Below are 16,920 nucleotides of genomic sequence, written 5' to 3' on the forward strand. Positions count from 1 at the left end.
TTAGGAGGGGAGCCACCATGAATCTCAGGCAGGAAATCTCTGATCTAACCGTTTTCCGGGCCATGCTGGCGGCCTGGATTTTTTTCTATTTCATTGATGTTGATATAAATTTTTCGGCATGGCTGGGGCCGTTCGCGGGGCTCGTCCGGCACGGTTATCTGGGGGTTGATGGCTTTTTCATGCTTTCCGGCCTGATCCTGGCGCGGGTGCATCCTGAGCTTAGCCGCGCGGGCGTTCACCCGCAGTTGCAATGGGAAAAATTTGGCGATCCCCAGCCCTTTCATCCGCGTGCATGGCGCTTCTGGGCCACGCGGCTTGGCCGCATCTATCCGCTGCATCTCGTCACCATCATCCTTTTTGCCGTGCTCTTCGGAGTGGGGGCCGCCGCGGGCCTGGCCCCCCATGATGCTGCCTCATTCAGCCTGCCGGCGTTTTTGGAAAATGTCTTTCTCTTGCAGGGATGGGGCTTTTCCAGCCCTGGCGCCTGGGAGTATCCATCCTGGCTGATCAGCGCGGAATGGGCCGGTTATCTGCTGTTCCCGCTGTTGTGGTATATTGTCAGCTATCTTGATCATATCGTCTCGATTGCATTTATTCTCTGCTGCCTCACCGCGCTGGGGCTGATTGATGTTGAATACCAGCACACGCTCAACCTTGCCGCCGGTGCGGGGTTGCTGCGCTTCTTCCCGGAGTTTCTGGCAGGCATCGCCGCGGCGCGAATCGTCCCGAACTACGCCGATTTTCTGCCGACCCGGGCTTTGGCGGTTCTGGCTGCGGCGCTTGTCCTCATATTTTCCTTGCTTGGCTCCGATGTCCTCACCGTTGCGGCGCTCTGGCTGCTGTTATTCAGCCTCACCATGCAGGCGGATGCCGAGCGCCCGCCGCTGCTCGCTCATCCCGGCTGGTTGCGCTGGGGTGGCCGGCTTTCTTATGCGTTGTACATCAGCTTTGCCCTGGCTCAGCTGCTGCTTGCACTGTTCTTCAGACATCAAGGCTGGACCCCGGCCAGTCACAGCCTTCTCTACGCCGCGGGCATGCTGGGGGTTACTTTTGCCGTTGCGGTTGTCCTGCATACCACGGTCGAGGTTCCCTGCCGCCGTGCGGCTGGCCGCTGGTTCAATGCCCCCGCCTCGCCTTTACAGCCAATCCGCTCTAAGTAGCACTCGCTCACACCATAAGGCTCTTCATGCGTCTCTCTCAAAGCTTGATCCCCACACTGAAAGAAACCCCTGCGGACGCGCAGATCGCCTCGCACCGGCTCATGCTGCGTGCCGGTCTGGTCCGCCAGATGGCTTCCGGCATTTACGCCTGGCTGCCTGCAGGGCTGCGGGTGCTCAACAAAATCTCCGCGATCGTGCGTGAGGAGCAGGCTGCCGCCGGTGCCCAGGAACTTCTGATGCCAACCATCCAGAGCGCCGATCTCTGGCGCGAGAGCGGGCGCTACGAAGCCTATGGCAAGGAAATGCTGCGCATTACCGACCGGCATGAGCGTGACCTCCTCTACGGCCCGACTAATGAGGAAATGATCACCGCGATCATGCGCGAGAGCGTGAAAAGCTATCGCGAACTGCCGCAAAATCTCTACCATATACAGTGGAAATTCCGCGACGAGGTTCGGCCCCGCTTTGGCGTGCTGCGCGGCCGTGAATTCCTGATGAAGGACGGCTACGGCTTCGACCTGGATTACGCGGGTGCGCTGCTCACCTATAAAAAAATGATGCTGGCCTATATGCGCACTTTCCAGCGCATCGGCATCACCGCCATCCCCATGCGTGCCGATACCGGCCAGATCGGCGGCGACCTCTCGCACGAATTCCACATCCTCGCCCCCACCGGTGAAAGCGGCGTGTTCTATGATGCCGCGTTTGAAGCCGGTGACCCCTCGGCCGCGGCCAGCGTGGAAGCCTTCTACGAACAGATGACCACCATCTACGCCGCGACGGATGAAAAACACGATCTCGCAGCCTGGGAGAAAATCCCAGCCGAACGCAAGCGCGAGGGCAGGGGGATTGAGGTCGGCCAGATTTTCTACTTCGGTAAAAAATATTCCGAATCCATGAATTTCACCGTTACCGGCCAGGACGGCACAAAAATCTTCCCCGAGATGGGCAGCTACGGTATCGGCGTCTCGCGTCTCGCCGGCGCGATTATCGAGGCCTGTCATGACGAAGCCGGCATCATCTGGCCGGACGCCATCGCCCCCTTCCGCGCTGCCATCCTCAACCTGCGCCAGGGCGACGCCGCCACCGATAAAATCTGCGGCGATCTCCACGAGAAACTTGGGCAGGATTGCCTCTACGATGACCGTGAGGAACGCGCCGGCGCCAAATTCGCCGAGGCCGACCTCATGGGCCACCCCTGGCAGATCATCGCCGGCCCGCGCGGCGCGGCGAATGGTCAGGTCGAGCTCAAGCGCCGCGCCACCGGTGAGCGCTTCGAGCTATCGGTTGCCGATGCCTTGGCGAAAGTTCTGTCCTGATGTTCAACGCCTTCGAGCGAAAAGTCGCGGCCCGCTACCTGCGCGCGCGCCGTGGTGAGCGGTTCGTCTCCGTCATCGCGATTTTCTCGCTCGTGGGCATCGCCCTCGGGGTTGCCACGCTCATCATCGTCATGAGCGTGATGAACGGCTTCCGTCAGGAGCTGCTCTCCCAGATTCTCGGCCTGAACGGTGATATCGGCGTCTACAGCGCAGGCCCGCCGCTTACCGGATATGATGACATATCAGCCAAAATCCGTGCCATCCCGGGCGTCACCGCGGCGTTTCCCGTGGTCCAGGGTGAGGTTCTGTTTTCCGGCCCGCGGGGCGGCACCGCAGGCGGAATCGCGCGCGGCATCACGCCTGAGGGCCTCGCGGCCCTGCCCACCGTCGCCAGCCACATCATCGCGGGCAGCCTCTCAGACCTCACGGGCGATGGCACAATCGCCATCGGCGGCGGGCTTGCCAACCAGTTCGGCATTACCGTTGGCCAGAGCATCACCCTCATCATGCCGCAGGGTAGGGCCACCATCATCGGCACCATCCCCAGCATCCAGAGCTTCCGTGTCGTCGCGATCTTCCAGACCGGCATGCAGCAATACGATTCCAGCTTCGTCTTCCTGCCGCTGGGCGCCGCGCAAACCTTGTTCCAGCACCCCGGCGCCGCCACGCAAATTCAGGTCTTCGTGCAAGACCCGGACCACGACAGCGCAATCAAACAGGCCATCGTCAACGCGCTACCCAAATTGCCGCTCAATATCCAGGACTGGCGCCAGAACAACGATTCCTTCCTCGCCGCTGTTACGGTTGAGGGGAATGTGATGTTCCTCATCCTCACCCTCATCATCATTGTTGCGGCGTTCAACGTCATCTCCTCGCTCATCATGATGGTGAAGGATAAAGCCCGCGACATCGCCATCCTGCGCACCATGGGCGCAACCTCGGGCGCCATATTGCGCATATTTCTCATGTGCGGCGCTTCGGTCGGCACTCTCGGCACTCTCATCGGCTTTGGCATCGGCGTGGTTTTTTGTGCCTATATCGAGCAGATCAAGGAGTTCGTCTCCAAAATCACCGGCACACCGCTGTTTGATCCCACAGTCTATTACCTGGAATCCCTGCCCGCGAAGCTGGACTGGCACCAGGTCACGGAAGTCATCCTGATGTCGTTTGCCCTTTCCATCCTCGCCACCATCTACCCGAGCTGGCGCGCCGCGCGGATCGACCCGATCGAGGCGCTGCGCAGTGAGTGATTTTCTGCTCCACCTTCAGGCTATCGGCCGCACCTACAAAACGGGGGCTGAATCACTCACCGTGCTCGATGGCGCCGAGCTGTTCCTCAATCGCGGCGAAATCGTTGCGCTCGTGGCGCCTTCCGGCGCAGGTAAATCAACCCTGCTGCATCTGGCGGGGTTATTGGAGAAGCCTGACGGCGGCGCGGTGATCATCGGCGGCCAGGATTGCGGCAAACTCTCCGATGATGCGCGGACGAATATCCGCCTGCGCACCATCGGCATCGTCTATCAGTTTCATCATCTGCTGGCGGAATTCACCGCGCTGGAAAACATTTCCCTGCCGCAGATGATTGCGGGAAAAACGCAGGCGCAAGCTGACCTGCGCTCCATGGAGCTGCTGGGAAAATTCGGCCTTACCGCGCGCGCCCAGCATCTGCCGGGCAAGCTCTCGGGCGGTGAACAGCAACGCGTGGCCATTGCCCGCGCCCTTGCCAACAATCCCGTGCTCCTACTCGCGGACGAGCCCACGGGCAACCTTGATGTCCACACCGCTAACATTGTGTTTGAGGAACTGCTGCACATCGTCCGCTCGGAAAATGTCGCCGCCCTGATTGCGACCCATAATCCAGAGTTGGCCCAGCGCATGGACCGTCAGCTAACCCTGCACGAAGGAAAACTCGTTTAAGCCAGCGTCCGGCAGCGCTCCAGCGCGGCGATCAACGCCGTCCGCACCCCTGGCTCCAGGGCCGAATGCCCGGCATCGGGCACTATGGTCAGTCGGGCGCGCGGCCATGCCGCCGTCAGTTCAAACGCCGATTGCGCCGGGCAGATCATATCATAGCGCCCCTGCACAATCTCGCCGGGAATATCACGCAGTTTCTCCATATGGCTGAGCAGTCCGCCAGCGGGCAGAAACAGATCATTCACGAAATAATGCGCCTCGATCCGCGCCAGCCCAAGCGCTGAGCGGTCCTGCGCGAAGGCAGACACAGCTTCAAAACTTGGCAGCAGCGTCGAGCATGAGCCCTCATAAACGCTCCAGCTTTGCGCTGCCGGTCCATGAACCAGCGGGTCGGGATTGGTCAGCCGCCGCAAATAGCTGGCGAGCAAATCCGCCCGTTCATTCTCAGGAAGAAATCGTGAAAACGCCGCATGCGCCTCGGGAAAAACGCGCGCCAAGCCATGCAGGAACCATTCCACCTCCACCGCCCGGCCAAGAAAAATGCCGCGCAGCACCGCGCCGGTCACAGCCTCGGGGTGCGCCTGCGCGTAAGCCAGCGCTAGCGTCGAGCCCCAGGAGCCGCCAAACAGCAGCCAACGCTCCACGCCTAAAAATTTCCGCAATATCTCGATGTCTTCCACCAGATGCGGCGTGGTGTTCGCCACCAGGCTGCCCAGCGGCGTGGATCGCCCGGCTCCGCGCTGGTCGAAAATAATCGCCCGCCACACATTCGGATCAAAAAACCGCCGGTGCACCGTTCCCGCGCCCGCACCAGGTCCGCCGTGCAGAAACAGCACCGGCTTGCCGAGCGGATTGCCGACCTGCTCCCAATACATCACATGCCCGTCGGAGAGGGGCAGATACCCGCTCTGGTAGGGCGCTACTTCCGGGAACAGATCACCGCGCGGCATTGCGTGCTATGCCAAGGCGCCGCGCAGCACAGCCGCCACCCGGGCAGCCTGCGAGTCGCTCAAATCCGGGTGGATCGGCAGCGCCAGAATTCGCCGTCCCAGCCCCTCGGCCACCGGCAGCGGCGCGCCATCGTGGCAGGACGCATAGGCCGGCTGCTGGTGCAGCGCGCGCGGGTAATACACCGCATGCCCGATCCCCGCAGCCTGCAACGCGGCTTTGGCCTTTTCGCGCTCCGCCTCGTCGCGCAGCAACACCGAATACACCGCCCAGGCGCTCACGCTCTGCGCCACCCGCGATGGAATTTTGAGGACATCGGCCAGCGCCTTGTCATAAATTCCGGCGATTTCCTCGCGCCGCGCAATCTCGCCCTCGAACACCTCTAGCTTGGCCAGCAACACCGCTGCCTGCATCGTATCCAGCCGTCCGTTCATGCCGATGCGCATTACCTCATAGCGCGTGGTGCCCTCTCCATGCGTGCGCAGCGAGCGGAAAAGCGCCGCGCGCTCAGCGGACTCCGTAAACAGCGCGCCGCCATCGCCATAAGCGCCAAGCGGCTTGGAGGGAAAAAAGCTGGTCGCCGTGGCATCCGCGGCCTTGCCCAGCCGCTCGCCTTTCAACGCCGCGCCAAAGCTCTGCGCGCAATCATCGAGCGTATACAGCCCTTCGCGCGCGGCAATGGCGCGGATTCCATCCCAATCCGCCGGCTGCCCGAACAGATCCACGCCGACCACGGCCCGTGGCCGCAACGCGCAGCCACGTTTCACATCCGCAATCCGTGCCTCCAGCCCGGCCAGATCAATCTGGAACGTATGCGGATCAACATCCACGAACACCGGCGTGGCCCCCAGCAGCAGCGGCACCTCGGCGGTGGCGGTGTAGGTGAAGGCGGGCAGAAACACCGCGTCGCCTCGCCCGATTCCCTCGGCCATCATCGCAATCTGTAACGCATCGGTGCCCGAGCTCACCGTCACGCAATGCGCCGCGCCGCAAAACACCGCCAGCCGGGCCTCCAGCTCGCCTACCTCCGGACCGAGAATATATTGCCCATGCGCCAGCACGGCATCCAGCCTGGCGCGCAGGCCGTGGCCAATGCGCGCCTGCTGCGCTTTCAGGTCAAGAAACGCGATAGGGGAAAGCTTCTCTGTGTTCATAATATCAATCCTAGCTCGCCGGACTCAAAACGGCGAGACCTCCCGCCGGGACAAATTCCGGCACCATCCGCGCCAGTGCCGCCAGGGCCGCGGCTTCGTCGGCCGTCATGCAGGCGGCTTCAATATCGCGTATCGCGGCGGCCACGAGCCGCACATCGCTCACGCGCGGGCTTGCCATCAGCAACCCCTCATGGCCCGTGGGCTCTGCCCGTTCACCGCCATGGAACAGCTCCTCGAATAATTTCTCCCCCGGCCGCAGCCCGGTGTAGCGGATCGCCACATCCACATCCGGCCGCAGCCCGGCAAGCCGGATCATTTGCCGGGCCAGATCCACGATTTTCACGGGCGCCCCCATATCCAGCACAAAAATCCCGCCATCGGGGATCACTGTCTCATCACGGCCCACCACTGAGGCCTGAAGCACAAGCTCGACGGCTTCGCGCACGGTCATGAAGTAGCGCTGCATTTCAGGGTGAGTCACCGTCAGCGGTCCGCCCAGGGCAAGCTGCCGGCGAAACAGCGGCACCACCGAGCCGGTGGAGCCCAACACGTTGCCGAACCGCACGGTCACGCAGCGCATTGCCTGTCCGCCGCCGCGCCGCGCCTGCACGTTCAACCCTTGGCAATACATTTCCGCCAGCCGCTTGCTGGCCCCCATCACCGAGCTTGGGTTCACCGCCTTGTCGGTGGAGATCAGCACCATCAGCGCCGCGCCGCTGGCGGCGGCGGCATCAGCCACAGCGCGCGTGCCGAGCACATTGGTCTGCACCCCTTCCAGCGGGTTTGCCTCCACAATCGGCACATGTTTCAGCGCGGCGGCGTGGAACACCAGCTCGGGGCGGAATTTCTGGCATAACGCCATCATCCGCGCCGCATCCCGCACATCGCCGATAACCGCGCGCCGCGCCAGCTCCGGGGCCAGCTCCGCCAGTTCCAGATCAATCTGCCAAAGCGCATACTCGCCATTGTCCAGCAGCAGAATCTCCGCCGGCGCAAAGCCCGCCACTTGGCGCGCGAGTTCCGCGCCGATGCTGCCCCCAGCACCTGTCACCAGCACACGCCGGCCCGCGATCAGCCGCGCCATCCCGGAACGGTCAGGCCGCACCTGCTGGCGGTTCAGCAGATCCTCAATCGCGATCGGCTGCAATTCCAGTTTTTGCTCAGCCGGGGCCAGCCGGGTCAGGCTGGGGGCGCGCAACACCCTGATGCCGCTGCGCGCCGCAACCGCCAGCAAGCTTGTCAGCCTGTCACCCATCAAGCCGCCTGATGTGATAATCAGCAGATCAGGTTTTTGTTCCAGCTTGGCGAGCCCTGTTTCCGCTTTGTCCACGGTGCCGAAAACATCCAGCCCATGCAGCCGTTGCCCCATGTGTTTGGCCGAGAGCGCCAATACCCCCACCACCCGGTAGGGAGAAGCGGCCGCCTGATGATGCGCCGCCAAAAACAGCTCCGCGCTTGCGGCGTCGCCCACCAGAACAGCCCTCTGCGCCGCTAACCGGCGGTCAGAACTGCGGATGCGCGCCAAGCGGTACAGGAATTTCGGTGAAATCAGAAACACCACCAGGCACAAAGCCAGAATAACCGGAAATGCAGGTGAGGGCAGGGGGATACCCGTGCCGATAAGCAGCAGCACCAGCATCACCGCCGTAACCGCTCCGGCGGCGCCGATCATGGCCAGATCCCGGAAAGAGATAAACCGCCAATGCAGCCGGGGGAGGCCAAGCGGCGCCCCGATCAGCCAGATCGCCACCGCGCCGCCCAGAGGCAACACAGGCGGCTGCGGTATGGGGGCAGCGGGGTTGGCCAGCCAGAAGCTTAACCCTACCGCGATCGCCGCGAGCGCACCGTCCAGCAGTATGTTCACCGCCATCCGGGCCTGGAGTCGCGAAAGGTTGATCTCACTCATGGTTGCAGCCTTATACCCGGGGAAGCTGCGGTTTATCCATAAGCAGGATCAACCGCCCCGGTTTGAAACACACCGGGCGCGCGGCGCTAGCCGAGCCAGAAAGTCCCTTCAACCTCAACCGCCGCGTCCAGCGGCAGCGACGCCACGCCGACGGTCGAGCGCGCATGCCGCCCCAGATCGCCAAAAGCAGCCACCGCCAAATCCGATGCGCCATTCATCACAACAGCGTGCTGCGAGAATTCCGGCGTCGCGGCGATGAAACCGCCAAGCCGGACCACCTTGGCAATGCTGGCCAGCCCGCTGGGCAGCGCCGCTTCCAGCTGCGCCAGCACATTGATCAGGCACAACCGCGCCGCGTGCTGCCCCTCCTCGATCGAGACATTCAGTCCGAGTTTCCCCGTTACCGCCACCTTGCCGTCAATGGCGGGCAACTGCCCGCTCACGGTTACCAGATTGCCGGCAATGCTTACCGGCACATAAGTCGCCACCGGGGGCATCGGCCTTGGCAGCGTGATTCCAAGTTCGGCCAGCCGTTCGATCACATTCATGCGTTGCTCACCAGTTTCAGGTTTTTGCGCCGTTCGCGCGGGGCGGGGGCGGGGAGATCAAGCGGCAGCAGTGGCGCGCGGTCGGCCGCGCCATCGCCCACGGTATCGCTGGTTTCTGGCACCGCCGGGGCCAGATTCGTCTGTCCCAGATAGTTCACCGCCAGATTGCGGAACACGTAATCGATCATCGAGGTCGCCTGCGGCACTGCCGGATCGCCCTCCACCGCCCCGGCCGGGCCAAAGCGCGTGAAGGTGAACGCCTCGACGTAATCCTCCAGGTTCACCCCATGTTGCAGCCCTAGGCTCACCGCGATCGCAAAGGCATCCATCAGGCCGCGGAAGGCTGAGCCCTCCTTATGCAGCGCAATGAAAATCTCGCCCAACCGGCCATTGCCGTATTCGCCGGTGGAGATGAATAATTTATGCCCGCCGACGCTGGCTTTTTGCGTGTAGCCGCTGCGGCGCGCGGGTAGGGCCTCGCGGTTGGACTGCCGGCGCGCGGGCATGGGCGCCACCGGACGCGCGGGCATCCCCGCCACCAGAGGCGCTAGCGCATCATGCATCGCGGCATGCGCCGCCGGGCGCACGGGAGGGAGCAAGGCTTCACCACTCAACATCTTGGCCAAAGCCGCCTCGGCATTCAGACCCAGCACTGTCAGCCGCGCGTTAGCCCAAAGGCTCAGCCGCCCCTCATCGTCCACCGGCGAGATCGCCGGGGCGAAATTACGCGCCTCAGCCCCGAGCAGGGCTTCAATTTCCGGCGTCGCGGAAAAACCAAGCAATGCCTCGTGGCGGCGTGAGCCAGCGGCCAGTGCCTCCTGTTGCGCCGCCGCGGCCGCTTCCTTCAATCCCGGCACTCCGCAATGGGCCGGCAAAGCGGCGGCTGTCACCGGATATCCCGGCGCCGCGCCGCGTGCCAGCAATCTGGCCGAGGCGATGTCCGCTTGCGCCCCCATGAACGCTGTAAGCGTGAAAGCCGTGTCCCGCGCCGGTGTGGAGTCATAATCCACGCCGAGTCTTGCCAGGAACAGGTTGAGATCCGTGAAGCCGATATTGAGCCTGTGCGCCGAGGGGGTGCTCAGCGTCAGCGCCGTCACCGCGCGCTGCACCATCGCGCCCAGCCGGGCAATGTCAAAAACCCCCGCTTCATCAACAAATGCATTCAGGTTGAACACAAAGCCCGGCTGCACGGAGGTTTTATTCTGCCAAACCTCGGCGCTTGGGCTTCCCAGCCGCGCGGCCAGCAGCTCATGCAGCTGCGCGCCCAGCTCCGGCGCAATTGCGGTGGTTTGTGCCCGGGCTGCGATTGGTGCAATCCAGGCCTGCGCGGCGAGCGCAATGTCCAGCGCGCCCCGCTCCGGCAGTATCCCCGCCAGCGCATCGGCCGCCCCGGCGCCCCAGGCGGCGGGAATTTTAACATCAACCGCCAGAGAATCCGGGTCCGCGCGTCCGGCGAATACCGCCTGTTTTATGCCATGCCAGGATTTGTCAGTTCTATAAGTGCCCATGCCCTCATCCTATGCTGGCCTGTGCGCCAGTTAAAGTGCATATAGTGGTAAATTTTGTTCCAAACCACAAAATACTGTGGATAGTCTGCGCGCAACTTGAAGATGGACCACAGCGCCCGCTTCACTTATATCAGGCGGCATGAGCACTTCCCAATCCGCATCCGCTGCCAAAGTCTCAATCAGCCTGCTCGGCGGTCTGCGCCGCCTAATCTCAAGCCCGGGCCTCGTGCTCTACACGCTTCGCCACGGCCGCCTCGCCGGGCGCGACGAGCAGGGCAATTTGTATTTTGAGCGTCCGGCCCACGGCATCGCCCGCAAGGGTCGCCGCTGGGTGGTTTATGCCGGTCCCGCTGATCCCTCGGCCGTCGCCCCGCGCTGGCACGCTTGGCTGCATCGCCTCACGGACCAGCCGCTGGCCGAGACCGGCGCAAAGCCCTGGGTTAAACCGCACCAGCCCAACCTCACGGGCACGGCGGAAAGCTACCGTCCCGCCGGACATGATTATAAGGGCGGCCAGCGTGCCGCAGCCTCGGCCGATTACGAATCCTGGACGCCGGGGCAAGGATGATGGCCCGTAGACTTCCGGAGCTTTTTACTGGCTTTGCGGTCATCGTCGTTGCGGCGGTGTTCTTGGTTTACGCTCTCACCGAATCTGGAACCGTCACCACGAGCGGCTACCCGCTGCAGGCGCAATTCTCAAGCATCGGCAGCCTCACCGTCGGCGCCGATGTTAAAATTGGCGGCGTTGTCATCGGCCATGTCGCCGATGAACGGCTGGACCCCAACACTTACGCCGCCATTGTCCGGCTGGTGATTGATAACGGCATCAAGGTGCCTGAGGACAGCAGCGCCAGCATCTCCTCCGATGGTTTGCTGGGCGGCAACTATGTGTCCGTTTCGCCGGGTGGTTCAAACACCATGCTCGCCGCCGGTCAGTCTTTTTCCGTGACCCAGTCGGCGATCAACATCGAGGATCTGCTCGGCAAGTTCATATTCTCCATGGGCGGTACACCGGGTAAGACATCCGCTCCCGCTCAGGGTAGCGGCGCGAGCGCGCCGGCTAACCCGGCGGCGCTTTCTCCGGCAGCGGCAAAATAATGCGGCTTCGCGCCGCCATGGCTGTTCTCGCCTTACTGGCAGGCGGCGCCGCCTGGGGGCAGACGGGTGACACCGTGGCTGTTCCGCCGCCGCCGCCGATTGTTTCGGCCCCTCTTCCTGCGCCGGCTTCGGCCGCCGCGCCTGCGCCGGTTGCACCTCCTCCCGGCTTCGTGCAGGCACAACCCCCTGCTTCGCCAGGGTCCCCGGCGCCGGCCTCTGGCTCCGCCGCCGCAGACTCCAATATGGCTGACACAGCCCCCGTTATTTCCAGCGGTTGGACGCCCGGCAAGACGGCCCTGCTTGGTGTGCTCGACAAGGTTGATGGCAGCACGGCCCAGGTATCCATCCTGGTTGGCGGGCAGGCGAATATCGGGGATCTTCAGGTCTCCGTGCAGTCCTGCCTCATTCGCCCCGCCGGGCAATTGCCGGATGCAGCCATATTCCTGACGGTCGAGCCTTTGGCCAATATATCCGGGCCGCCGTTGTTCCGCGGCTGGATGGTCCGTTCCACGCCCGGCGCAACCGTCGTTGGCGACGCGGGAGAAACCTTTCGCGTCATTGGATGCTCGTAGCACCCGGTTCTGAACTTCGAGGCGGCGAAACATTTTTTTTGGAGGCGCTGGCTCTTTCATTTCCGGGGCTTGGTTGACTCTTCTCCTTGCGCGGCACGATGCAGCGGGACTCATCGGCAGAGCAGCTCGATTACCATTTGTTTATTTTTGCGCTGCAAAATTGTGCTAAAAATACAACATAGTCAGAATGTTAAGGATTGAAGCGAATTCGCTCTGTTGAATCACCCTGGGTGCGACTAAATGAGCGAGGTTCGTTTTATAATTTTTGGAGTTTAGCCATGAAGCTGCGCTTAGCCCTTGCCGCCGCCACCTGCCTTGCATTGCCGATCATGGCACATGCACAGCCGGTCACCGGCCCATATGTCAGCCTGGGTGCTGGCACCAGCATTCTCAACCCGGTCCCCGCGAGCAGCGCAACCGGCTCCGGCAAAATCCTGTCACGTCCTTCCTATGCTGGCGATCTTGCCGTCGGTTACGGCTTTGGCAACGGCTTCCGCGTGGAGCTGAATGGTAACTACTACCGCAACACCGCGCATAAAATCGGCGGCGGTGAGCGCGTTACCGGCGGTTTGGACACCTACGGCCCCATGGTCAACGCGCTGTATGACATGAATGTCGGCCTGCCGATCTTCCCTTATGTCGGCGCTGGCGTCGGCTATCAGTGGCAGAAGCTCGACTCTTCGTTGAGGACTGCGGGCAGCGCCCCGGTTAGCGGCACCAAGGGCAGCTTCGCCTATAACATCATCGCCGGTGCTGCCTATCCGCTGCCGATGGTCCCCGGCCTCTCCCTCACCGCTGAATACAAGTTCACCCAGCAGGTTGAGAGCCGCAACTACAATCAAGCCGGCACCCGCTTCAAGCTTGGTCAGGAATCCAGCCACACCTTCCTGGTTGGCCTGCGCTACCAGCTGTTCAACGCCCCGGCGCCCGCGCCGGCGGTGGCCCCGGTTGCAGCTCCGGTCGCTGCAGCCCCGGCACCTGCTCCAGCCCGCACCTATCTGGTGTTTTTTGACTGGGATAAGGCCAGCCTGACCCCGCGTGCGACTCAGATCATCGCGCAGGCGGCATCCGACAGCAAAACCCAGGCCACCACGACGATTGACGTAAACGGCTACACCGACACCTCCGGCACCCCGGTTTATAACCAGGGCCTCTCCGTGCGCCGCGCCAAAGCGGTTGCCGCGCAGCTGGTGGCGGACGGCGTTCCCGCCTCCGAGATCACCGCCCAGGGCTTTGGCGACACCAATCTGCTGGTGCCCACCGGGCCGGGCGTGCGCGAGCCGCAGAATCGCCGCGTGGAAATCATCCTCAAATAATCAGGATTTTTTCTAAGACATCGAGCCCCGGCGGGAAACTGCCGGGGTTTTTTGTTGGCAATTTATTGATGAAAACACTCATACCAGCCCGCTAATACCAGCCCGCCAAGAGCTTGACTCTCTGGGTTTGGTGGCGGGCTGGTATAAGCTCTTGATTTTGCGCGCGGCCGCCCCACCAGCCCCGCGCGCATACCAGTCAGCCTTAAGGCTGACTGGTATCACAACGCGGATTTTGCGCCGCTTTGGCTTCCGTCAGGTGCTGATCGTCAATGGCCTGCTCACCGCGGCCTCAATGGCCGCGTGCACGTTGTTAACACCACACACGCCGCACTTGCTCATCGTTCCGGTGCTTTTTATCAGCGGCGCTTTCCGCTCCATGCAATTCACCAGCCTCTCGGCACTGCAATTTGCGGATGTGCCGCCTGAATACATGACCGGCGCAAGCACCCTCGCCAGTATGGTGTCGCAGCTGATGATGGGGATGAGCGCGGCATTCGCCGCCTTCGCCCTCAACATCAGCGCGCAAATTGTCAGCGGCCACCAGGCGCGCAAATAGCCGCGCCGTTCAGCTGCATTTTGACCAGCCGCACTGGTGGCAGTTCAGGCAGCCGCCATCCTTTGTAACCCCGGGCTGGCTGCATTGCGGGCAGATCATGCCCAGCGCGCCGGCAGGCGCTGCCAGACTGGCGGCATGGGGCTGATGCCCACCATCTCCGCCGGGAACCAGAAAGCCGGTCTCGATCATATGCTGCTCGATGATCCCGCCGATCGCGGCGATCAGTGAGGGTACATAGCGCCCGCCGCTCCACTGCCCGCCGCGCGGGTCGAATATGTTCTTCAATTCCTCGGCCACGAACGCCACTTCCCCGCCCCGGCGGAACACCGCCGAGATCATGCGGGTCAGCGCCACCACCCAGCTGAAATGCTCCATGTTCGCAGACGAGATGAACACTTCGAACGGCCGCCGCCGCCCGTCTTCCTCGATGTCGTTAACGGTGATGTACATCGCATGCTCATTGTCGAGCCAGCGCAGCTTGTAGGTGCTGCCGGTAAGCTTGCCCGGCCGGGGAATCGGCGAGTGATTCGGCACAACCGGAATTGCCGCCGCCGCCGCCACTGCCTGCGCCTCGCTGGCAGGCTCTGGCGCAACCGAGAGGATGGAGCCGGTAATGGCGTTGGGCCGGTAGGTGGTGCATCCCTTGCAGCCCTGGCGGTAGGCCTCGCGATACACCTCCTGGAACGCCTCGAAGGTGATATCCGCCGGAACGTTCACGGTTTTAGAGATCGCGCTGTCAACATGGCGCTGTAGCGCGGCCTGCATGCGGATATGCTCAATCGGCGTCAGCGTCTGCGCGGTCACGAAGTAATCGGGAAGTTTCGCATCGGCGCCGAACTGGGCGCGATAAAGCCGCACCGCATAATCCTCAACCAGCTCTTCGCGTTTTGAGCCATCAGGCTCGGTCACCTTGCGCACGAAACTATGCGCGAACACCGGCTCCACGCCGGAGGAGACATTATCGGCCAGTAACGAGATCGTGCCGGTCGGCGCGATGGAGGTGAGCAACGCATTGCGGATGCCGTGTTCGCTAATCAATGCCCGTACCTCGGCATCAAGTTCGCGCACGGTCTCGCCCGCCAGATACGCCGCCCGCTCATAGAGTTGGAACGGCGCTTTCTCGGCCGCGAGCCGGGCGGAGGCAATATAGGCGGCGCGGTTCACCTCATGCGCCCAACGCGCGGCCGCCGCGGCCGCCTCGGGCGTGCCATAGCGCAAGCCCACCATCATCAGCGCGTCGGCAAGCCCGGTCAGCCCCAGGCCGATGCGCCGCTTGGCCATGGCCTCCTGGTGCTGCGCCTCGAGCGGAAAGCCTGAGGCGTCGATGGTGTTGTCCATCATCCGCACCGCCACGGCGACGAGCCCGGCCAGCTCCTCCTTGTCGAGATGCGCCGCCGGCGTGAACGGCGCTCGCACCAGCGCCGCCAGATTGATAGAGCCCAGCAGGCAGGCGCCATAAGGCGGCAGCGGCTGCTCGGCGCAGGGGTTGGTGGAGTGGATCGTCTCGCAATAATACAGGTTGTTGCGCTGGTTTATGCGGTCGATGAACAGCACGCCCGGCTCGGCGTAGTCATAGGTCGCGCGCATCACGCTCTCCCACAGCGCGCGCGCCCGCAGGGTGCGGTAGGTGGTGCCGCCAAACACCAGCGGCCAGTCCGCATCGGCCTCCACAGCGGCCATGAAGGCGTCGGTGATCAGCACCGACAGGTTGAAGTTGCGCAACCGCCCCGGCTCGCGCTTGGCGGCGATGAACGCCTCGATATCGGGATGGTCGCAGCGCAACGTCGCCATCATCGCGCCGCGCCGCGCCCCGGCTGACATGATGGTGCGGCACATCGCATCCCACACATCCATGAACGAGAGCGGGCCGGACGCATCGGCGCTGACGCCCTTCACCACCGCGCCCCTGGGCCGCAGCGTGGAGAAGTCGTAGCCGATGCCCCCGCCCTGCTGCATGGTCAGCGCGGCCTCGCGCAGATGCGCGAAAATGGCGCCGAGATCATCCTCGATATCGCCCATGACAAAGCAGTTGAACAACGTCACCCGGCGCCCGGTACCAGCGCCTGCGATGATGCGGCCCGCGGGTAGAAACTTGAAATCCTCCAGCGCTGTATAAAACCGCCCCTCCCATAACGCCGGCTCCGCCTCCACGGCGGCAAGCGCCCGGGCGATGCGGCGCCAGCTATCCTCGATGCTGAGGTCCACCGGCGTTCCGTCCTCGCGTTTAAGCTGATACTTATCCGCCCATATCTGGCGCGAAATCGGGGAAATCCGCTCAAGCGCGGGGGGCTGCGTCTGCGAGTGTCCGGCAACCATGTCCATCACATTATCCTGTTTTCATCCAAGCCGCTGTTCACCAACCACCACGCGCCCTCGCACCGCCTAGCCAGCCCGGCGCAAGCGCTGCACCACGGCTCCATAATGCGACTCTACAAACCTGCGGTCAGCTATTTTTTTAAGCCCGGACGGCATCGAACACAACACAACATATAGTTGTTTATTTTTTATAAAACACAAAATATAAGCTTTCGCCGAAGCTCTGGCCATTGAAAAGCGGGAGAAGCTGGCATGCCCGCTTCTCCCGCCGGTGGGTACGGAACCAACTGAATTGAAGACCTGCGCCAACCCAGTTTGGCCAAACCTGCCCGCCGAAAATACGCTTGATCAGGGCATTGTTGCATAGGTCGTGTCAGGGTTGGTGGTCGTCATGGTAGCGGCGTTTATTTGACCCTCAAGGACACCGGCATACCGAGGCCGGCCATCCGGTTCAGGACGTTGCAGGCGATTCTGGCTTCGGTCGATCATCGCTTTGCGCTCAGAAGCCCGGCCTTGCCGAGCGCACCGGACAAAAAATCATTCTCAAGCGTGAGCTCTCCGACCTCCGCGTGCAGGGATTTCAAATCCACCGCGGGCGCCGCTTC

The 16,920-nt window shown here is 62.8% G+C and carries 15 protein-coding genes and 1 pseudogene; 9 read left to right on the top strand and 7 right to left on the bottom strand.

Annotation, left to right across the window (positions count from 1 at the left end; translation table 11 throughout):
* The first annotated feature begins 17 nt into the window (after positions 1-17).
* The 4 genes from PHE40_RS07720 to PHE40_RS07735 are packed head-to-tail and all read left to right on the top strand — an operon-like array spanning position 18 to position 4,396.
* Entirely contained in the window at positions 18-1,160 is a 1,143-nt protein-coding gene (locus PHE40_RS07720) for an acyltransferase (protein ID WP_299960377.1), read from the top strand.
* Positions 1,161-1,186: 26 nt separating this feature from the next.
* Positions 1,187-2,479, top strand: a complete 1,293-nt coding sequence (proS, locus tag PHE40_RS07725) for a proline--tRNA ligase (protein WP_299960379.1) — start codon at positions 1,187-1,189, stop codon at positions 2,477-2,479.
* Positions 2,479-3,729, top strand: a complete 1,251-nt coding sequence (locus PHE40_RS07730; RefSeq protein ID WP_299960383.1) for a lipoprotein-releasing ABC transporter permease subunit — start codon at positions 2,479-2,481, stop codon at positions 3,727-3,729. Before proS ends, PHE40_RS07730 begins: the two co-directional genes overlap by 1 nt.
* The gene (locus PHE40_RS07735; protein WP_299960386.1) at positions 3,722-4,396 is read left to right on the top strand and encodes an ABC transporter ATP-binding protein; all 675 of its coding nucleotides are present in this window, start codon (positions 3,722-3,724) and stop codon (positions 4,394-4,396) included. The genes PHE40_RS07730 and PHE40_RS07735 overlap by 8 nt, the downstream gene beginning before the upstream one ends.
* On the opposite strand, the gene pip is transcribed toward PHE40_RS07735, so the two are convergent.
* The 5 genes from pip to PHE40_RS07760 form a co-directional block, all read right to left on the bottom strand.
* Positions 4,393-5,343, bottom strand: coding sequence for a prolyl aminopeptidase (pip, locus tag PHE40_RS07740; protein WP_299960388.1), 951 nt, complete (start codon positions 5,341-5,343; stop codon positions 4,393-4,395). The two genes, PHE40_RS07735 and pip, sit on opposite strands and share 4 nt — an antisense overlap.
* 6 nt (positions 5,344-5,349) lie before the next feature.
* The gene (locus PHE40_RS07745) at positions 5,350-6,495 is read right to left on the bottom strand and encodes a DegT/DnrJ/EryC1/StrS aminotransferase family protein (protein ID WP_299960391.1); all 1,146 of its coding nucleotides are present in this window, start codon (positions 6,493-6,495) and stop codon (positions 5,350-5,352) included.
* A 10-nt stretch (positions 6,496-6,505) separates the two neighbouring features.
* Positions 6,506-8,401 carry a nucleoside-diphosphate sugar epimerase/dehydratase gene (locus PHE40_RS07750; protein WP_299960394.1) on the bottom strand — a complete coding sequence of 632 codons (1,896 nt, stop codon included), beginning with the start codon at positions 8,399-8,401 and terminating at the stop codon, positions 6,506-6,508.
* 86 nt (positions 8,402-8,487) lie between these two features.
* A complete protein-coding gene (locus PHE40_RS07755) occupies positions 8,488-8,949 on the bottom strand; it encodes a RidA family protein (RefSeq protein WP_299960397.1) in 462 nt (153 codons plus the stop codon).
* Complete coding sequence (locus PHE40_RS07760; RefSeq protein WP_299960400.1) at positions 8,946-10,457, bottom strand: TSCPD domain-containing protein; 1,512 nt, start codon at positions 10,455-10,457, stop codon at positions 8,946-8,948. Before PHE40_RS07760 ends, PHE40_RS07755 begins: the two co-directional genes overlap by 4 nt.
* 139 nt (positions 10,458-10,596) lie before the next feature.
* Between PHE40_RS07760 and PHE40_RS07765 the strand changes: the two genes are divergently transcribed.
* The 5 genes from PHE40_RS07765 to PHE40_RS07785 all read left to right on the top strand — a co-directional run bounded on the left by PHE40_RS07765 (position 10,597) and on the right by PHE40_RS07785 (position 13,999).
* Positions 10,597-11,025 carry an NADH-ubiquinone oxidoreductase subunit NDUFA12 family protein gene (locus PHE40_RS07765; RefSeq protein WP_299960403.1) on the top strand — a complete coding sequence of 143 codons (429 nt, stop codon included), beginning with the start codon at positions 10,597-10,599 and terminating at the stop codon, positions 11,023-11,025.
* Positions 11,022-11,555, top strand: coding sequence for an outer membrane lipid asymmetry maintenance protein MlaD (mlaD, locus tag PHE40_RS07770; RefSeq protein ID WP_299960406.1), 534 nt, complete (start codon positions 11,022-11,024; stop codon positions 11,553-11,555). The genes PHE40_RS07765 and mlaD overlap by 4 nt, the downstream gene beginning before the upstream one ends.
* Before the next feature lie 242 nt (positions 11,556-11,797).
* Positions 11,798-12,127, top strand: coding sequence for a DUF2155 domain-containing protein (locus tag PHE40_RS07775; protein WP_299960408.1), 330 nt, complete (start codon positions 11,798-11,800; stop codon positions 12,125-12,127).
* 278 nt (positions 12,128-12,405) lie between these two features.
* Entirely contained in the window at positions 12,406-13,443 is a 1,038-nt protein-coding gene (locus tag PHE40_RS07780; protein ID WP_299960411.1) for an OmpA family protein, read from the top strand.
* 232 nt (positions 13,444-13,675) lie between these two features.
* A complete protein-coding gene (locus PHE40_RS07785) occupies positions 13,676-13,999 on the top strand; it encodes a hypothetical protein (RefSeq protein WP_299960414.1) in 324 nt (107 codons plus the stop codon).
* A 9-nt stretch (positions 14,000-14,008) separates the two neighbouring features.
* On the opposite strand, the gene PHE40_RS07790 is transcribed toward PHE40_RS07785, so the two are convergent.
* Together PHE40_RS07790 and PHE40_RS07795 are read right to left on the bottom strand one after the other, a co-directional pair.
* The gene (locus tag PHE40_RS07790; protein WP_299960417.1) at positions 14,009-16,321 is read right to left on the bottom strand and encodes an adenosylcobalamin-dependent ribonucleoside-diphosphate reductase; all 2,313 of its coding nucleotides are present in this window, start codon (positions 16,319-16,321) and stop codon (positions 14,009-14,011) included.
* A gap of 468 nt (positions 16,322-16,789) precedes the next feature.
* Positions 16,790-16,920, bottom strand: a pseudogene (locus tag PHE40_RS07795) (IS3 family transposase); the annotation flags it as partial.

Origin of the sequence: Acidocella sp. (assembly GCF_028687955.1) — a bacterium.
Taxonomy (GTDB): domain Bacteria; phylum Pseudomonadota; class Alphaproteobacteria; order Acetobacterales; family Acetobacteraceae; genus Acidocella.